This window comes from Streptomyces sp. NPDC017520 (genome assembly GCF_044329855.1).
GTDB lineage: Bacteria > Actinomycetota > Actinomycetes > Streptomycetales > Streptomycetaceae > Streptomyces.
The window spans coordinates 51,649-69,615 of sequence record NZ_JBIRKB010000018.1 but is presented as its reverse complement, the minus strand read 5'-3'; the positions used below and the strand labels follow the sequence as shown (position 1 = coordinate 69,615).

General features: G+C 67.7%; 13 protein-coding genes and 4 pseudogenes. 12 read left to right on the top strand and 5 right to left on the bottom strand.

Annotated elements, in window-relative coordinates:
* Nucleotides 1-17 precede the first annotated feature (17 nt).
* Nucleotides 18-1,250 carry a bifunctional class I SAM-dependent methyltransferase/NUDIX hydrolase gene (locus tag ACH4KB_RS31680; protein WP_398069452.1) on the bottom strand — a complete coding sequence of 411 codons (1,233 nt, stop codon included), beginning with the start codon at nt 1,248-1,250 and terminating at the stop codon, nt 18-20.
* A gap of 139 nt (nt 1,251-1,389) precedes the next feature.
* Between ACH4KB_RS31680 and ACH4KB_RS31675 the strand changes: the two are divergent.
* The 5 genes and pseudogenes from ACH4KB_RS31675 (at nt 1,390) to ACH4KB_RS31655 (ending at nt 7,596) form a co-directional block, all read left to right on the top strand.
* Nucleotides 1,390-2,457: pseudogene (locus tag ACH4KB_RS31675) on the top strand (tyrosine-type recombinase/integrase).
* A gap of 9 nt (nt 2,458-2,466) precedes the next feature.
* Nucleotides 2,467-2,805, top strand: a complete 339-nt coding sequence (locus ACH4KB_RS31670; RefSeq protein WP_398069450.1) for a helix-turn-helix domain-containing protein — start codon at nt 2,467-2,469, stop codon at nt 2,803-2,805.
* Between the two features lie 3 nt (nt 2,806-2,808).
* On the top strand, nt 2,809-5,343 hold the full coding sequence (locus ACH4KB_RS31665) for a hypothetical protein (RefSeq protein ID WP_398069448.1): 2,535 nt from the start codon (nt 2,809-2,811) through the stop codon (nt 5,341-5,343).
* A 49-nt stretch (nt 5,344-5,392) separates the two neighbouring features.
* A pseudogene (locus ACH4KB_RS31660) lies at nt 5,393-5,761 on the top strand (MerR family transcriptional regulator); the annotation flags it as partial.
* A gap of 449 nt (nt 5,762-6,210) precedes the next feature.
* A complete protein-coding gene (locus ACH4KB_RS31655) occupies nt 6,211-7,596 on the top strand; it encodes an endonuclease/exonuclease/phosphatase family protein (protein ID WP_398069446.1) in 1,386 nt (461 codons plus the stop codon).
* Nucleotides 7,597-7,980: 384 nt separating this feature from the next.
* Here ACH4KB_RS31655 and ACH4KB_RS31650 read toward each other — a convergent pair whose 3' ends face one another.
* Nucleotides 7,981-8,568 (bottom strand): SMI1/KNR4 family protein, encoded by a 588-nt coding sequence (locus ACH4KB_RS31650; RefSeq protein ID WP_398069444.1) that lies wholly within the window; start codon nt 8,566-8,568, stop codon nt 7,981-7,983.
* 46 nt (nt 8,569-8,614) lie between these two features.
* Nucleotides 8,615-10,129 carry an ISL3 family transposase gene (locus ACH4KB_RS31645; RefSeq protein WP_398069600.1) on the bottom strand — a complete coding sequence of 505 codons (1,515 nt, stop codon included), beginning with the start codon at nt 10,127-10,129 and terminating at the stop codon, nt 8,615-8,617.
* A 350-nt stretch (nt 10,130-10,479) separates the two neighbouring features.
* Between ACH4KB_RS31645 and ACH4KB_RS31640 the strand changes: the two genes are divergently transcribed.
* Nucleotides 10,480-10,815, top strand: coding sequence for a YnfA family protein (locus ACH4KB_RS31640; protein WP_398069598.1), 336 nt, complete (start codon nt 10,480-10,482; stop codon nt 10,813-10,815).
* 195 nt (nt 10,816-11,010) lie between these two features.
* Here ACH4KB_RS31640 and ACH4KB_RS31635 read toward each other — a convergent pair.
* A pseudogene (locus ACH4KB_RS31635) lies at nt 11,011-11,232 on the bottom strand (NUDIX hydrolase); the annotation flags it as partial.
* A 141-nt stretch (nt 11,233-11,373) separates the two neighbouring features.
* Between ACH4KB_RS31635 and ACH4KB_RS31630 the strand changes: the two are divergent.
* The 6 genes and pseudogenes from ACH4KB_RS31630 (at nt 11,374) to ACH4KB_RS31605 (ending at nt 16,715) form a co-directional block, all read left to right on the top strand.
* A complete protein-coding gene (locus ACH4KB_RS31630; protein WP_398069442.1) occupies nt 11,374-12,426 on the top strand; it encodes a tyrosine-type recombinase/integrase in 1,053 nt (350 codons plus the stop codon).
* Nucleotides 12,423-12,747: pseudogene (locus ACH4KB_RS31625) on the top strand (helix-turn-helix domain-containing protein). The gene ACH4KB_RS31630 and the pseudogene ACH4KB_RS31625 overlap by 4 nt, the downstream one beginning before the upstream one ends.
* The gene (locus tag ACH4KB_RS31620; protein WP_398069440.1) at nt 12,744-13,352 is read left to right on the top strand and encodes a hypothetical protein; all 609 of its coding nucleotides are present in this window, start codon (nt 12,744-12,746) and stop codon (nt 13,350-13,352) included. Before ACH4KB_RS31625 ends, ACH4KB_RS31620 begins: the two are co-directional and overlap by 4 nt.
* 384 nt (nt 13,353-13,736) lie before the next feature.
* Complete coding sequence (locus ACH4KB_RS31615; RefSeq protein ID WP_398069438.1) at nt 13,737-15,080, top strand: hypothetical protein; 1,344 nt, start codon at nt 13,737-13,739, stop codon at nt 15,078-15,080.
* Between the two features lie 168 nt (nt 15,081-15,248).
* Entirely contained in the window at nt 15,249-15,995 is a 747-nt protein-coding gene (locus ACH4KB_RS31610) for a hypothetical protein (protein ID WP_398069436.1), read from the top strand.
* A 177-nt stretch (nt 15,996-16,172) separates the two neighbouring features.
* Nucleotides 16,173-16,715 carry a hypothetical protein gene (locus ACH4KB_RS31605; protein ID WP_398069434.1) on the top strand — a complete coding sequence of 181 codons (543 nt, stop codon included), beginning with the start codon at nt 16,173-16,175 and terminating at the stop codon, nt 16,713-16,715.
* Here ACH4KB_RS31605 and ACH4KB_RS31600 read toward each other — a convergent pair.
* Nucleotides 16,712-17,902 carry a M15 family metallopeptidase gene (locus tag ACH4KB_RS31600; protein ID WP_398069432.1) on the bottom strand — a complete coding sequence of 397 codons (1,191 nt, stop codon included), beginning with the start codon at nt 17,900-17,902 and terminating at the stop codon, nt 16,712-16,714. The genes ACH4KB_RS31605 and ACH4KB_RS31600 overlap by 4 nt on opposite strands.
* Between the last annotated feature and the right edge of the window lie 65 nt (nt 17,903-17,967).

Here is a 17,967-nt window from a genome sequence, read left to right as displayed (position 1 = left end):
GCCCAGGAGCTGGTGTGTCAACGCGCCGTCTCCCTGACTGAGGCGAAGGCAGTGAAGTACGCCGACGGGTGGTCGATGGGCAGGTCGGGCTGCCAGGCGGTGAGGATCTGGGCGCTACATACGAACAGGTCCTCGGGGAGTCGGTCGAGCGGGTGCCACTCCCAGCCGCCGATGCTCTCGTCCGGCTGCGTGGTCGGCTGCCCCTGCCAGGGGTGGACGACCGCGCCGACGGTCACCCGCAGGACACCGGCGACGTGATCGACGAGCGTACCCAGGAGCCCCACGTCCTCGGCGCGAGCGACCAGGCCGGTCTCCTCGGCGAGTTCGCGGACCACTGCATCCTCGAATGACTCGCCGGCCTCCACGCTGCCGCCAGGCAGTTCGAGGGTGCCGAGGCGGTGTCGGCCCAGCAGGATGCCTTGCTCGCTCAGCAGGATCGCTCCGACCCCGACGGCCGCGTGCGCGGCCGGGGCTTGAGCGCCCCGTGGCCCGCTGGTGACGTGCGGCGGTCGGTCGGGCAGGCGCCGGGCGCGGATGAGCTGCTGGACGACCATGGCGCTCTCGTCGGGGTGCGGTAGCAGGTCGATGGTCTCGACGCGGAAGCCGTACTCGGTGAGCAGGTCCTCCCACAACTGTGGTGCCAGGACCCACATCTGCGTGCGCAGGGGCGGGTCGTCGCGCAGCAGAATCATCTGCTCGCGCGGTGCCACCTCCGTGGACGGACCGCGGCCGTGCAGGTCGGTGTGCAGGAGCGAGAGGATCAGCGGGGCGCCGGGACACAGGCCGTCGCGCAATGCCGGCAGCGAGCGGTGCGGGTCGATGAAGGCGAGCGTCCCGATCGCGTACGCGGCGTCGAACGGTTCGGTGCCGGTCAGGTACTCGGTCACATCTGCCTGGATGAACTCCACGCCGTCCACGTTCGTGTGGGCTGACACGGCGCGCTTGTGCTGGGTTGGGGCCAGCTCGATACCGGTGACGCGGGCCCCGTGAGCCCGGGCGAGATGGACGGCGTGGTGGCCGGCTCCGGACCCGATGTCCAGGACGAGGCGGCCGGTGACGTCGCCGAGGGCTTCTACACCCGGACCGACCCCGTCCCAGGGCGTCCAGCCGAGCCGGTCGGGGACGGGCGGAGTGTAGCCACGGGCCAATTGGCGCTGGCCGTAGATATGCCAGGCCCGGGTGTTGATGGAGTCCGGGGAATTGCATTTGATGCGTGAATCTGCGCGGTCCGAGCTGGGGATCTGCGGCATCAACTTGCCTCCTGATGGTGAGCGATGCAGGCTTGCGACCTGCACTCTTGCTGTGGATCAGTCATCTGATGCATGATTCGCGCACCCTGAGGAAGAGGGCTGCGTGACGACGACGGACTTGAGCGAGGGCTCCGCCCGCATGGTGCTGCTGAACGGCGTGACGCTGCTGCATCCCGAAGGCGCCGTGTTCGACGCGATGTTGGAAGGCTGGACACGGCAGCAGCGCGGAGGCCGACGTCTGCAGGCGAAGACGATCAGCGACCGTCTGCGCGTAGTGCGCCAGTTCAACGACTTCGCCGGCGCCTACCCGTGGAACTGGTCGGCCGCCGCGATGGACGAATGGACGACGCACCTGATCGCGGAACTTCATCGCGCGGAGTCGACGATCCGCGGCTACCAGGTTGCCGTTCGCCAGTTCTGCGACTACATCACCTCGCCGCACTACCAGTGGCCCCAGGAGTGCGAACGGCGCTTCGGCACCCACCCGGTGCAGATCTGCCACGAGTGGAACACCGCCGCACACCTCGTCGACTACGAGGGGAAGGCGAGTCGGCGGCCGATGACCCGCGAGGAGATCCAACTCCTCCTCGACTACGCCGACGATCAGGTCGACCGCGCAATCAGACTCGGCCGCAAAGGTGCTCTGGCCGCATACCGGGATGCCACCGTGTTCAAGGTCATCTATGGCTGGGGGCTGCGGTGAACAGAGGCGTCGAAGCTGGATCTCAACGACTGGTACCGCAATCCGAAAGCGCCGGAGCTGGGCCGGTTCGGATCGCTGCACGTCCGATACGGCAAGCGGTCCAAGGGCTCCCCGCCCCGCCGCCGGACCGTCCTGAGCGTGATGCCCTGGGCCGTGGAGGCGGTCGACGACCACGTCACCGACATCCGACCCCGCTACCGTGCTGCGGCCGGCACGGCCCTGTGGCCCACCGAGCGCGGCGGCCGGCTCCAGAGCCGCGAGATCGAGGACCGCTTCGCGGAGTACCGCGAAGCCCTTGGGCTCGAATCCGATCTCGTGCCGCACTGTCTGCGGCACAGCCACGTCACCCATCAGATCGAGGACGGCGCCGACCCGGCGTTCGTCCAACGGCAGGTCGGCCACCGCTACGCCTCGACCACCGCGCTCTACACCGGGGTGAGCGGGGACTTCATGAACACGATGATGCGCAAGGTGCTGGACAAGGCACTGCACCGGGAACAGTAGGGAGACGACGTGACGACGAAGCTGGACTACCGATGGCATCTGCGGGAGGTCATGGCCACTCGCGGCATGTTCTCCACCACCGACCTGCGGCCCCTGCTGGCTGATCGCGGCATCGACCTGTCGGCCAGCCAGGTCTACCGACTGGTGGTGGAGCGTCCGGAACGGCTGAGCCTGACCAAGCTGATGGCGCTCCTCGACATCCTCCAGTGCCGCATGGAGGACCTGATCGAACCGGTGGCAACCCGGGCGTCGGGCAGGAAGACGGCCGCGGCCGGAGGCGACGGCACGGCTGCCGGGGTCGGCGAGTACCGGCCCAAGCGCGCTCGTATCACGCCCGCGGGGGAGTAGCGCGTGGACGCCTCCGCCCTGCCTCGCTGTGCCACCGATCCCGAAGGCGTGATCGCGGAGGCGGTCGTCGCTGTCGAACCGGCCATGCCTTCCGAGCTGATCCGGTCCGTGGTGAGGACCACCTTTCCCCGCGGCACTCAGCGTCGGAAGCTCGCCGAGCTCCTCCAGGGGGACCTGTCGTGGCTGACGCAGGGGCGGTCGGAGTCGCCCACCATCGTCGAACGGCTCATTCGGGCCCTGCGCGAGCAGGGCGCCGTGCACGTACAGCAGCCGCGCTGCGGTGCCTGTGGCCAGGCACGACGCCTTGTCGGCGTCCTTCCCGGCAGTGCGTCCCGCATCTGCAACACCTGTGAAGGGCGGCGCCGTCACGAGGCAAATCCCTGCGCTGTCTGCGGCCGCCCCGAGTTCATGACCCGGGACCGAGACGGGCGGCCCCGCTGCCGTGCTCACCCACCGGACGACGGCGCCGATCCGATAGAAGGGCTGTGCCGGGTCATCCAGCAGATCTGCCCGAACCTGTCCGAGAAGACGGTTACCGAGGCCGTTCGAGCTGTTGAGCCGGTCACGGCCCGACAACGCAAGCCGCTGTGGGCGCTGGAGGACCGCCCCGACCTGCTGACCGGCCACGGCGCCCACGGCCCGGCCAAAGTACTGCACCTCATCGCTGCTCTCCGGGAGCGAGGAGCGGTGAACCTGGTGGCCCCGGCCTGCCCCTACAGCGGCCGGGAAGTGCCGCTGCCGCGTACGCATGACGGGCTCCGTTGCTGCGCCGAGTGCCGCTCCGCCGCACGCGCCGAGCCGTGCGCCTGGTGCGGACGCGACCGACCCGTGATGGGCCGCACCCACGATGGCCTGCCGTTGTGCCACGCCTGCAGACAACACAACCCAGTCGTCCACCAAGTCTGCGCTCAGTGCGGAGAACGCCGCTACATCCAGGCCCGCAAAGACGGCCGCCCGCTGTGCCACCGCTGCCACCAGTACCCCACCGCGACCTGCAGCGACTGCGGGGAACAGCGCCCGTGCCTGCACATCTCCACCGACGCCCCCCTCTGCGTTCCGTGCACGCGCAAGCGACGCCCCCGCGCCATCTGCGTCGGCTGCCAGCGCGACAACCAGGTCAGCTACCGCACGGCCGACGGAGAGCCGCTGTGCTCCTCCTGCGGCGCCACCCACCGTCCCTGCGCCCAGTGCGGCCGGACGCTGCGCATCCACGGCATCGCGCCAAACGGCGACGAACTGTGCCCGACCTGCTGGCGCCACCACCCGGCCCGCAAGCAGCCGTGCAGCGAGTGCGGCACGGTAACCCGTCTGCACCATTACGGCCTGTGCCCCGACTGCGCTGCCCGCGCACGCCTCCGAGACGTACTCAGCGTCCAGGGACGCATGCGCCCCGGCATCGAGCCGGTCTTCAATGCCCTGGTGAGGCAGCCGGGCACCAGCCTGCTGTACTGGCTGAACCGGTGCCCCGCCCGGCTCACCGTGCTGCGCACCCTGGCAGCCGGAAGCGGCCCGGTCACCCATGACACCCTGGACAACCTTCGGCCGGCCAAGGTGGTCGACAACCTCCGTATGCACCTCGTCGCCGGCGGCACCCTGCCCGCGCGTGACGAGCAACTCGCCGCCCTGGAACGCTGGCTCGCGGCACGGACCGCACAGGTCCGTGACCCGGAGAGCCGCAGAGTGCTCCAGGCGTACGTCACCTGGCACCTGCTGCGCCGCCTCCGTCGCTTCTCTCGACGCCGCCCGGTCAGCCAGGCACAAGCGCATGGCGTCCGTGCCTACGTCACCCAGGTCGTCCGGCTGCTCAACTGGCTCCACACCCAGGACGTCGCCCTCAGCACATGCACCCAGGGCCTTCTGGACGCCTGGCTGGACGACTACCCCGCCCGCGGCCCGCGGGTACACGGTTTCCTTGTCTGGACCAGCCGCAACGGCCACACCCGCCAGCTGGCCGTCGAACTCCCCACCCCCACCTTCACCGGCCAGCTCATCGCTCAGGACACCCGCTGGCAGCTGGTCAACCGGCTCATCCACGACGAGCAGATCCCGGTGCCCGACAAAGCGGCCGGACTCCTCGCTCTCCTTTTCGCCCAGGATGTGTCCCGGGTCGTTGCCCTCACCACCGAACATGTGGAGGTCACCCGGAGCGCAGTACTGCTCCGGCTCGGGCAGGTCCCAGCCCAGATGCCCCCGCCTCTGGACGACTTCATCCGAACGAACGCTCCACGCGCAGGCGATGGCCACGGACACGGCCGGGGAGCGCTGGCTGCTCCCGGGCCGCTTTCCCGCCCAGCACCTCAGCCGCAGCCAGCTCGTCCGTCGTCTCCATCCGCTCGGCGTCCGGCCGCGTATGGCCCGCAACACTGCCCTCGTCGAGCTGGCTTCCGAGCTGCCCGCGGTCATGGTCAGCCGGCTGCTCGGTGTTCACCAGAGCACCGCCGACTCCTGGAGGCGCATCGGTGGGCAGGACAACGCCTACGCCGCCGAGGTAGCCAGCCGTCCCTGAACCACCATTCCCTGAGCCGCTCACATCAGTAGGCGCCTCGGCTTGACCTTCGAGCCGGGTCGAAGGTTTACCGTCGGGAGTATGAGAACCATGCGGATCTCCCAGCTCGCCGAACGCAGCGGCGTACCGGCCACCACCTTGCGTTTCTACGAGAGCGCCGGTCTGCTGCCCGCTGACCGGACACCAGCCGGCTATCGCTCCTACAACGAGGACGCCGTGGAACGCCTGGCGTTCATCAGCGCAGCCAAGCACCTCGGCCTGCCGCTTGAGGAGATCGGTGAACTTCTGCGCGTCTGGGAGAGCGGCGCCTGCCATGAGGTCAAGGCCGATCTCCGGCCTCGGATCGCCGGCCGCCTGGACGAGGCAGAGCGGCGCACCGCGGAGCTGACCGCCTTCACCGCCTCCCTGCACTCCGCATTGGAGCACCTGGACGCCCTGCCCGATCGGGCAGTGGCTTAATCGAGCAGTAGCGATGTCACTTGTCGACGGGTTTGGGAGGCACCCAGAAACACGGTCGGGCGATGTTGATGAGTTCGGGAGGCGCCGGGGTTCTTGCCAGGGCAGCATCGGGATGCTCCTGGTGAAAGGCCCTGGTCATGCAGAGCAGGGGCGCAGCACAGGGCAGTATCGGTGCAGCAGTTCCCCGGTATCCGGAGCGGCATCACCGTCGCTTCAACGGCAGCACGGTATGTCCCCCGCGAGGAGCAACGGGCCACGGACGGCAGCCACCTTGCTGGTGGCCGCCGAATGAGCGTGCCTGTCGGCGGCCAACCGTTCGCGTCCAGTGCGGTGATCAACAGACCCTATGATTCGTCCTGTTCAAATCAGAAAATCCACATGAAGCGGAGCTCCCTTTGACCATGAGAACAATCCGTACTGGAGTCTTGTGCGGGTTCCTGATGACGTTGCTCGCGCTGTTCATAGCGCCGCCGGCTCAGGCCGGTGACCCCCTCACGGAGAAGTCCGCGGGCCGTAAGTACGCGCTCCAGTCGAGGGCGGCCACCGAGAGGGCCGGCAAGAAGATGTGCGTCTCGGCGGAGATCAACGACGCCGGCAACCAGGCCGGCAAGCTCCGTGCCCGGACGAACTGCGAAAGTCTGGGCAGTCTCGGGTCGTGGGAGACCTTCACGCTGCACACCAACGACAAGGGCTCGCGCGCAGCCCTGCGTTCCGAGGCCAACGGCCTCTACGTGTCCGCCGAGTTCCACGACACAGGCTCCCACATGGGCATGCTCCGTGCCCGTCAAGACGGTGCCATCGGCAACTGGGAGCGGTTCGAACTAGTACCCCAAGGGGACTGGTATGCCCTGAAGTACAACTTCACCGAAGGGGGCACGTCCAAGGACTACTACGTCTCCGCCGAGATCAACAGCACCGGCTCGGACGAGGGACTCCTGCGAGCCCGCGCGACGGGAACACCCGGCTCCTGGGAGCAGTTCAAACTCGTCGAGATCCCTTCCGCCTCGTCGCCGCCCACCACAGCGTCCACGCCGGAACGCAAGATCAACGTGCTGACATGGAACGCCTGCAGCAACAACAGCGACTGCGATATCTACGCATACTCGGTCGACAGTTTCACCAAAGCCGTCACGGACCGGGCCAGTCAGGCGAAGGCTGATGTGATCCTGCTTCAGGAGTTCTGCGAGAAGCTCGCCAAGCCGCTTGAGAAGAAGCTGGAGGCGGACCTCAACGGTGGAGCGGACGCCTGGGACGTTCGCTTCGCCCCCATCCAGCACCAGATAGGCACAACCGATCACTGGGCCCAGAAGTCATGTGCCAAGAATCGCGGAGCCTATGGCGTCGCGATCGCCGTGCCCGCCGAGAACACCTGGTACAACGCCTTGGAGCTGGACTCTCCTCAAAACACCGAGCGCCGCACCGCTCTGTGCGCTGCCATCCAGTCCTGGGCCGTCATGGCCTGCACGGCCCATTTCAGCACCGGCGGCAAAGGCTACGACGACGAAGACCGAAACCAGCAGAAGGCTCAGGCGGCCTTCCTCGCGGAGAAGGTCGACTACGACGGTTACCGGGCCGTCTTCGGCGGCGATTTGAACGCCACCCCGACCGTGACGCCGGCGGGCAGCAACCTGCCGGTCCTTCTGCCGCTTTACCACACGTACAAAGAGTGCGATGACCCCCTCAATCGCAGCACCGCAGGGAACTCGAAGCTCGACTACCTCTTCGCCCCGCCCTCCGGGATCTGGTCCGGATGCACCGTTGGAGCGACCGCCTGGCCCTCGGACCACAAGCCCGTCTGGGGAACGGTGACCCTGCCCGCGCGCTGAGCACCGGACTGCTCTGAACGACGATGAGAAGGTCGCTGCCGTGATCACGGCAGCGACCTTCTCATCTCTCAGCTACTCGTCACCCTCTATCCCGCAAGAGTTGGCAGTGGCCCCCTGCCTACGCGGCAGACTCGTACTCGACGGTCGAGTCGGCGCACGGGTCGGTGGTCCCTCTGCCTTCGACGCCTGTACCCCCAGACACGACAGTGCGGTCATTTGTCATCGACATCCGCGAGCTGCGTGATCGCCAACCGCCTCCAGAACCGGTCGACAAACGCTGTTCCTAGAGATCAACGAAGCCACGTATCCATCTCGACGGCCATCGGCTGGCTTTATTCACGAGTAGTGGTTCTGGTTCACATTCCGTGGAGCGATTACGGGCGGTCAGATCTTCGGGGCCATGCGATGACGGTCTGGATGGGCACGAAGTCGAGGCGAGGTGAGTTCCAGGGCCCGGTTGTCGCGTCCGGCGCTCATGTGGTTGAGCCAGCGTTCGTACCAGTCGAGGAAGTCGGTGGCGGAGGAGACGTTGGGGCCCCAGTACCCGTCACTGTTCCCAATGAGGACGCGGCCGGTGAGGGGACCGGTCACCGCGATGACGCATACGTCGGTGCAGCCCATCTCGATGATGTGCAGGAAGAGGTCGCGTTCGTGTGCCTCAGGGCCTGCGGCGCTGAAGCCGCGGGGTGTCCCTGGTTCTCCGCGCGGATTCATGACCAGCAGGGAACGCTGCTTCAGCGGCATGAGGCCGTAGAACGGTGCCGCGCCAGAGCCGCCGACGTGCGTGAGGAACTGCCGGTAGGCGTCGGGCAGGACGATGTCGTGCTCGGCCTCGAACGCAACGACGCGTGCTTCCGCCACCTTCGGACCGAGGCAGAACTTGTGTTGCTCTTCTCCGAAAGAGTGGCTGCGCAGTGGTTGGAAAGGGATCGCGGCCAGCTTGCGACGCAAGCGGGGTATGCGGGGATCCATCGTGCTCTTCTCTCGTCCCCCTCACCCTATCTATGGATGGCTGTGGTCAGCCGGCCAGAAGAACCCTCTTCCGCAGCAGAGCGAAGCCGGCCCGTCCGAACATCTGGCGCTTGAGCATCTTGATCCGGTTGACGTGTCCTTCGACGACGCCGGAGCTCCAGGGCAGGGCGAGGCCGGCGATGACGGCGGCGCGGTCACGTTCGATGCCCGCGGCGAGGGTGTGGAGGCTGGGGAGGTCGTCTTGCCGGACGGCGTCGAGCCACTGCGGTAGCCGTTCTCCTTGGCGCTCGGTGAGCATCTGGGCGAAGGATCGGACGTGACCGGTGAGGGCGTCGAGTTCGGGGCAGTGGACCAGGACGGCCTTGAGCCGAAGGTGGTCGATCTCTGGGAGCGTCTCGGGTCGCCGGAGGATCCAGCCGGCGACGACGCGGGGTGACGGTGGTCGGGCTGTGATCGGGCGGGGAGAGGTTCGTTTCTCCCGGAAGTAGGCGCGAACGCGCTGGTAGCTGCCCTGATAGCCGAGTGGCACGATCTCTTCCCATACCGTCCAGGCGTTGGTGCAGCCCTGGTTCCAGCGGTCATCCAGGTAGGGCTTGAACGCGTCCAGCTTGGACGGTCGGCCCTGCCATTGCCCGTGGAAGAGGTCCTCCGGGGTAGCTGCGTCGGCGAAGAGCTTCACGGTGCGCGAGGTCATGCGGAGCTGGCGGCCGATCGCCCTCCGGCTGAGCCCGGCGGCCAGCAGTTCGTGGACGGTGGCGTGCTTGGCGCGGGTGCGGTCGGCGAAGCGATGTCCCGTAGGCCACGGCGAGCCGGACGGGTCTTCGAACTTCTCCGGCTCGGGGGCAGGCTGTGCTGGACCGGGCGCCAGGACCCGCAGGCACCCGCGGTGGTCTGCGACGCATCGCTCGGCGGCTTCGCTCAGGTTGTGCCAGAGGTGCCACCTGTCCGCAACTTGCACCGCCTGGGGCGCCCCGGCGGTGGCGCCTTCGGCGAAAAACGGTGCCCGATCGCGGCAGACCACCTCGACCCCTGGCCGCTTCGCGAGCCAAGCGGCCAGGCTGGAGGCTTCCCGGTCGGGCAGCAGGTCCACCGGGCGTCGGCTTTCGACGTCGACCAGGACGGTCTTGTAGTGGCGGCCTTTGCGGGTCGCGTACTCATCGACGCCGACGACGCGCGGGGCGGGAACCTCCGGGTCGGGCAGGGCTTCGACCAGCCGCAGCACCGTGCTGCGGCTGGCGGACAAGCCGAAGACTCTCGCCATGCGGGCTCCGGCCCGACCGGCAAGGGCGAGGCCGACTGCGGCCAGCGTCGACCGCAGTCGCTCGGTCCGCCGACCGTATCGACGAGTCAGTCCCGTTATCTGCTCGGCGAAGGTCCGACGCCCGCAGGAGATAACCGGGCAGAGGAACCGTCGGACGCGTAGACAGAGGACGACCCGTCTGCCGCCGCTGGGCACATCAGCGGGAAACCGCAGGTAGGAGCTGTGAATGCGCTGGGACCAGCTCCCGCAGCCAGGGCAACTGGACCCTGCCACCGTGCTTCGGGCCTCGATGCGTACCACCTCGTCGTTCACATCGACCGACAGCACAGCCACCTCCGCGATCGACGGGAACAGTAACTCCTCCAACCGGAGCACTACTTCATTCACGAGCCGAACTATCAGCCCCACGGCGCTGGGGACGGATCATTTTCAGGCAGTTCCCCAAGAGCCTGCACGTCCGACAACGTCACTCAGTGTGACCATCCACGGAAAGTGAGCCAGAACCACTTCATGTGAACGAAGCCAATCGGCTGCATCTGGAGGTTCGCGCACCTGCGGACGGCGCCGAACTCCTCACCGACTTGTTCGGCACGGCCTCCTGACCGCGCCCGAACCGCCCTCACTACCCACCTGCCAGAGAGATCACCGCCGTGCATGTCGCCCGCTCCATCGCCCTGTTCGTTGTCGCCGCGCTGTTCGAGATCGGAGGAGCGTGGCTGGTCTGGCAGGGCATCCGCGAACACAAGGGATGGGTATGGATCGGCGCCGGAGTGATCGCCCTCGGCCTCTACGGCGTCGTCGCCACCTTTCAGACCGATGACAACTTCGGGCGCATCCTGGCTGCTTACGGCGGAATCTTCGTCGCCGGGTCCATCGCCTGGGGCATGATCGCCGACGGATACCGCCCCGACCGCTTCGACGTCACCGGCGCCCTCGTCTGTCTCGCAGGAATGGCCGTGATCATGTACGCCCCGTGTGGCAACTGAATCCTTCACCGGCAGGCCATTCCGCAGGTTCTGATAGCCGGACTTACCAGCATCCTCGGCGGGATCGAGTCGGATTCGGCCGAGCTGGTCGGCGGTCAGCTGCCCTCCGTCGAAGACGAGCCCCACCTTGTTCAACGGCAGGCGCGGCCCGGCGTGCAGGAAGTGCGTCAGGAGAAGCTTCAGTGCGACCAGACCGAGTTCGAGTCCCGTCTCCTCGACCATCTCGCGCCGGGCGGTCTCCAGAGGGTCCTCGCCCGGCGCGTCGAGGCTGCCGCCCGGAAACTGCCAGAGTCTCGAGCCGTAGACCGAGCGGAGCTGAACCGAACGCGAGGTATTGCATTGAATGCAACACTCCGCCTGGACCTGTCCGACCCGTTCTGCCTGTTCACGGCGGTCCCGGCGACGAACGCCGATCATCCGCAACCGAGTTGACCAGGAGGCGTGACCCTGGTGCCTCAATGTTGCATCTGATACAACGTCGGCGTGAGCGGAGAAGCGCCTGGTTCGGCACGACTGGTACTTGCTCGGAACGTCCTTCACTTGGACCCGGTACCGGCGATGTTCACGGCGATGCTGGAGGGCTGGGCACACCAACAGGCGCCCCAGTTCCTCCAGTCGGACACAATCAGGGCAAGGCTCCGGCTCATCCGCCGGCTGGAGGAGTTCACCGGCCTCTACCCCTGGCAGTGGACGCCGCAGGAGGGCGAAGCGTTCATTTCCCACCTGCGTGCGCCGCGACCGGGAAAACCGAAGGGCATGGAGATGTCCACGGCGCGCAGTTACGAGGTGACGATCACGTTGTTCGTGTCGTACCTGCTGGATCCGCGCTACGAGTGGGTGCGCATCTGCTCCTACCGGTTCGGCGAGGTACCACAGGAGGTCTTCCACGAGGGCAACTCTGTCGCTCACACCGTGGATTTCGAGGCGAATCCAAGCCGACGCCCTCTTGCGTATGACGAGATCCAGGCGCTGTTCGATGCGGCCGACACCCGTCCGGCGCGGATCCGCTCGCAGGGATGCAAGGGGACGCTGTGTGCCTTGCGCGACGCCGCGGTGTTGAAAGTGATCTACGGGTACGGCACCCGCCGCACAGAGTCCTCGAAGGTCGATCTGGTCGATCTTCGCCGCAACCCCAAGATGCCCGCCTTCGGTACCTACGGCAGTGTGCTCGTGCGCTACGGGAAGTCGACCAAGGGAGCTCCATCAAGGCGCCGTACCGTCTTGACGGTGCCGGAGCTCGACTGGGTCACCGACACGTGGGACTACTGGCTGACGGAGCTGCGCCCCCTGTTCACGCCCGGCCGGCATCCGGCGATATGGGTCAACGAGCGGGCAGGGCGCTTGTCGCCGCGGTCCATCAATGAGGCGTTCACCCGGGCACGGGATGACGCGGGCCTGGAGCCGTCCCTTGACCTGCACTGTCCTCGCTACTCCTACATCACGCATCTGATCGAGTTCGGGTATCCGACGCAGTTCGTGCAGGAACAGGTCGGGCACTCCCACGGTTCGACCACGGCGATCTACACGGCGGTGTCGAATGACTACCGCAACACGTTGTTGGAGGCGGCGATGAGGAAACGGCTGGGCGGCGACTGGGACGTGACGACATGATCAAGAAGATGGGGTATCGCTGGTTGCTGCGGCAGGTGATGGCCCAGCAGGAGATGTTCCAGACGTCGGACCTGGTCCCGTTGCTCGCGGAGCGCGGAGTCACCCTTTCGCGTGAGCAGGTGTACAGGCTCGTGACGCAGGCTCCGCAGCGGCTGAGCATGGACACCCTGGCCGCGCTGTGCGACATCCTCCAGTGCACCCCCAAATGACCTCATCAAACCCGAGGTCGCCAACGCCCAGGTCCGCCGCACCGCCGGCGAACCTGCCGGGCCTACGCCCCCGTCGCCGCGGCGCACTGTCGTGCGGCGCCCCTCGACATGACCCCGTCCCGCAGGCGCGGCGCCGCCCGGCAGCACGCCCTCGCCGAGTCCCGGACCTGGCTGGTCGCCTTCCTCCAGCAGTCCCTGGGGCCGGAGGTCGGGGAGGTACGGGCGCGCGATCTGCTGCAGCAGGCAGAAGCCTGGGAGAGCATTCCGGTCGTCTACGCCCTGGCCGCGCACGTCCAGTCCCGCCCCCAAGCCCTGACTTCTCCTTCCCCGCAGGCTCCCCTCGCGTTGCTGCGGCTCCTTCGCGTACTGGATGCCGCCGAGTACGGGGCCCAGATCACGCACCTGGGCTGTGCGGTCTGCGGTCGGACCGATGTCCTGCTGCGGGTCAACTCCGCGGCGGGACGGTGCTGCCCGACGTGCGCGGCCAGAGGTCGGCTCAAGGAATGCTCGCGCTGCGGCCGCATCCAACGCATCGTCACCCGCGACGCCGTGTGCCGGCGCTGCTACCTGGCGGACACCGACAGGTGGGAGACCTGCGCCTACTGCGGGCGCAGCCGGCCCGTCCACACCCGCCGCGGCGACGGGTCCGTCCTGTGTGAACGCTGCGCCCCGAGGCCGGAGCGGGCCTGCGTGCACTGCGGCAGAGTCTCGAAATGAGCCAGGGTCCAGCAGGGGGTCGGGGCGGTGTGCCGCCCCTGCTACGCCGCCCGTCACGCCCCACGGCGGGCCTGCGGCCGCTGCGGGAAGATCCGCCCTGTGCATGCTCGCGCCCTTAATGGCGAGAGCGACCTCTGTGCCGACTGCTACCAGCAGGCCCACGTCGGCTGGTGCCACCTGTGCGGGCGGCACCGAGCGGGTTACGGCCAGGGAGCGATGTTCCGCTGCAACGCCTGCCGGCCCCGCCGCCGAGCGCTGTGCGCCGACTGCGGCCGCGACCGCCCCGTCGAAGCCACCTACCCCGTCGGCCTCTTGTGCGGAGGCTGCCACCAGCACCGCCGCCGGCACCCGATACCGTGCGAGACCTGCGGAACCACCCGCATCATGGCCGGCCGTCTGCCCGACGGCACCGACCAGTGCGGTCCCTGCTCCGGAGTGGACTCCATCGACTTTCGATGCCGTCGCTGCGGCTACCCCGGCGACATCTACACCGACAAGTCCTGCAGCCGGTGCGTTGCCCGTGACCGCGTCACTCACCTCCTCTCCGGCCCCGACGGCACTGTCCCCGAACAGCTGCAGCCGCTGGCCGAAGCCCTCGGCAACGCAGAAGACCCCTGGTCGGTCCTCGCCTGGATCCGCGCCCGGGGTGGGCGCCTCCTGGCCCAGCTCGCCGCGCAGGGCCACGAGATCAGCCAGCACACCCTCGACGCGCTTCCGCCCACCGGGGCCGTCCAGCGGGTCAGGGCAGTCCTCGTCTCCACCGGCGCACTTCCCTGGAGAAACGAGAACCTGGCCGGCCTGAGCCTGTGGTGCGCCCGCACCACCAGCCAACTGGCCCCGCACCACGCCCAGGTGATCAAGCCGTTCGCCGAATGGCAGATCATCCGCGATGCCCGTCGACGTGCCGCCCGAGGCCGCTACAGCGCCGGCGCCGCACACGCCGACCGCAGAGACATCAAGGCATCCATCCTCTACCTGACCTGGCTCGACGCACAGGGACGGACCCTGCGTACCGCGACCCAACACGACCTGGACCTCTTCTTGGCCACCCATCCGCCCAAGCGCCGCACCCTGGGCCCCTTCGTGCGCTGGGCGATCGCCCGACGGCTGACCGCCCCCAGGCTCACCGCACCGAAGAAGCCCTGGAGCCGGCCCTCCCGCTTCCTGACCGAGCAGCAGCAACTCGACCAGCTGCGCCGATGCCTCAGCGACGACACGCTCCCCCTGGAGGTCCGCATCATCGGAGCGTTCGTCCGGCTGTACGCGCAGCAGGTCACCCGCGTCGTCAACTTCACCACCGACCGCTACAGCACCCACGACGGCCGGGCCTACTTCACCTTCGCCGCACACCCAGTCCTGCTGCCTCCCACCCTGGCCACCCTGGTGCAACGGCAGATCGCCGCGCCGCGGCTCAGCGACATCCTCGCCCCGGTGTCCGACCGCACGTTCCTCTTCCCCGGCCGCCCACCGAGCAGACCACGCACCGCAGCGTCGGTCCTGACCCTGATGCGCGCCCACCACCTGCCGATCCTCAGCGCACGGAACACCGCCATGATCGAGGCGGTCACCGAACTGCCGCCTGTCGTAGTGAGCGACCTCTTCGGCATCACCGCCTCCACCGCGGCCCGCTGGGGTCACCTGGCGAGCGCCAGCTGGGCCGCATACCTGGCCGCCCGAGAGACGGAGTCGCCAGAACAACCGGATGTGACCTGCGAAGACGAGGCATAGGCACATCTCGGCACGGATGGCGCGGCGGTGCCGTTCAGCAGGAGGCGGCAAACGCTGCGTGGTGCTGCGGGTGAGGCAGTCGTCCGGAGAAGTTCTGAAAGACCAGTGAACGGGACCATCCGGAGAAACAGTGCGACACCTCGAGCTGGTAGGCCGGACAATCGTTCGATGACTGCCAGGAAGCGTTGCCTCACCCTCCATATTGTCGTTCCTGACCCTCCGCAGAGGGGCGCAAGCGTGGAGGTCCGACCGCTGGTCGACAGCGAGGACATCTTGGCTGATGTATTCGCAGAAGGGCCGGGCGAAGATCCCGGGTACCTCTTGCTGCCGGACGGCCCTCTCACGGCTGGCCCTGAGCCGCACGAGGTGCGGCTGGCCGAGGCAACGTGCACCGAAGGGTGCTGCGGCGCTCTCTATGTGACCATCCGGCGCGACGGCGACCACGTGGTCTGGAGCGAGTGGCGCAACCCTGATGAGGACAACGTCGACCTGCCTGAGTTCTGGTTCGATGCTCGGGAGTACCAGACAGAGGTAGAGCGAGCCGTTGCGGACCACAGCTGGGAGTGGCCAGCACGGACCGTTGCCCGACTGCTGGAGCTGGACCTCAGAGAGCACGCCGGCTGGCTTGCACGATGGGAATGTGAACTCGGCGGTGTGTCCGCCTGGCTTTGGGAGCCCGACCAGATCAACCTCTTCCTCTTCCATCCGGGCCGCTCGGCCATCGGAGAAGACCGCCCATGGCTGCAGTTCCGCATGGTGCTTCACGTCTCCAGTGACGACCCTGAAAGTCAGGCCGCGAGACTTGCAGAGCAACTCGTGGCGGGTGACCCACGTCAGACAGCCGAAGTCTGCGGCGGATCTACGGAGTACGCCAGGCAGCTTGGTTATCCGTGGCCGCAGGGCCGGGGGGCCTGAACGCGAGGAACACCGCATGCAGGGAGGAACAGTGCAGGGTTGGAACACTGCCTCTTCACCAGTCGGCCGGTCGTGCTCGTCGCGGATGTACAGGCAGCCGTACACCGTGTGGTGGGGGACGGTCTGCGCGTACGCCTGGGGCGTCATCGGCATGGGGCGGCCGGGCCGTGCGGGGCGGTGACTGAAGGCGACGGCGAGAACGCCGAGGGCTTCCCTGTCCGGCGGGTAGATGCCGCGGAGGACGGCGAGCAGCTCTCCGGGCGGCGCGTCCGGGTCGATGCGCGCAGGGTTCTCCGAGCTGAGCAGGTCCTCGAAGGAGCGGTAGGGGGCGATCCGCTGCACGATGACATCGAGTTCCCGCCCGGTGTCCCGATCCCGGAAGACGACCGTGTCACCGACCGCGACGGCGTGCTTCCGCGGAGCGGCCACCATCACCTCGACCGTCTTGCGGCCTGCTTCCACTTGGCGGTAGTAGCGCCCGAGCAGGTGGATGTGGTGTTCGTGTGGTTCGTCTCCGGCCGCCGGGCTCGGGACAGCTGGATTCGCTTGCTGGGTGTCGTCGGGCACGCGTGCCTCCCTTCGATGTGGTCCGTCCGTTGCGGTCCTGGGATCACTACCGGGTCGGGGGTGTGGTGGCCACGCTCCTGCGTTGCCGGATCGGCGTGGGCGGCGTGGAAGGTGGGCGGCGTGGAAGCGGACGAGAATGTCGACAGCCTTTAGGGAAGTTCGATCGCTCCGTAGAGCGCATGCGGCTCTTGCCGCATGAGCGCGTCATACCGGTCCGCTGCCGAGAAGTGCCAGAACTCGGTCGCATAGTTGGTAAAACCTGCGCCCTCCATGGCGTTGAGCAGCAGCGTGCGGTGGTAATGCGCGCGATCGCTGAGGTTCGGGGCGTGGGTGAAGCAGGCACCGTCGCTCTCCTCGGGGGAGGCATTGACACGGGTACCGAGGTCGAGTTCGTGGCCGTCCTGGTCGACGAGGGTCACGTCCACGGCCGCGCCCGCGGAGTGGGGCGCGATCTCCGGTGGTGACACGTACCGGCTGGCGGCGTGGTGCAGTTGTTCAGCCCCCCAGTCGGGGTGAGCGACGGCCAGCTCGTCCCGGTACGAGGTGAAGTAGCGCTGCTGGAGGGCCAGTGGCCGGTAGCCCTCGATGAACAGCAGGTCGGTGCCTGCGGGCAGGAGCGAGCGGGCGTGCTCCAGCCGGGCCAGGACGCCCTCGCGGACGTGGGTGAACGCGCTCAGCCGGTCCTGCTTGCGGGGATCGACGCGGAATCCGTGATCACGCACGTCGACGAGCGGCTCCCCGCACTCGCGCACCGGGATCGCGGCGACCCGCGGATCGGACATCAGCACCAGACTGTTCATTGAGTCTCCCTGCGACGGTTTGCACGGCGGCGGCGGTATGGACGAGGCAGACGCCAGGCCGGTTTCGCGCAGAATTCGCGCGATGGTGTCCCGCAGGGTGCTGTCGGCCGCGAGCACGGTTTCCAGACCGTCGGGCAGCAGATCCAGCTCGCGGTACCAGGAGGCGAGGTGGCTGTCGGTGACTTGCTCCAGATAAGCGGCATCAGCCTTCGACGCGTGTCGGGCAAACGTCGTCTCCAACGGCACGTCCAGGTAGTAGCAGCTGGAGACGCCGCGGTGGTCCCGTACCAGCGACGTGATCATCTGGCTGTAGCGGTCGGCGTACAGGATCCCTTCGAGCACCACGTGAAAGCCGGCGTTCAAGGCTTCGCGTGCGATGCTGCCCAGCACGGCGATGTTGGCGCCGCGAGCGGTGTCGTGTTCCCTGAGTACGTTCCGGCGGATCACGTCCTGGCTCACGATCGCGATTCCGCGGCCGTGGTGATCTCGCAGGCCATGGGCCACGCTCGACTTGCCTGACGCCGAGTTGCCTCGGATCACTACGAGACGAGTGTCCGGACGGCCGGCCGCAGCCGCAGTGGACACGCGACGGTGTGCGCGGCCCG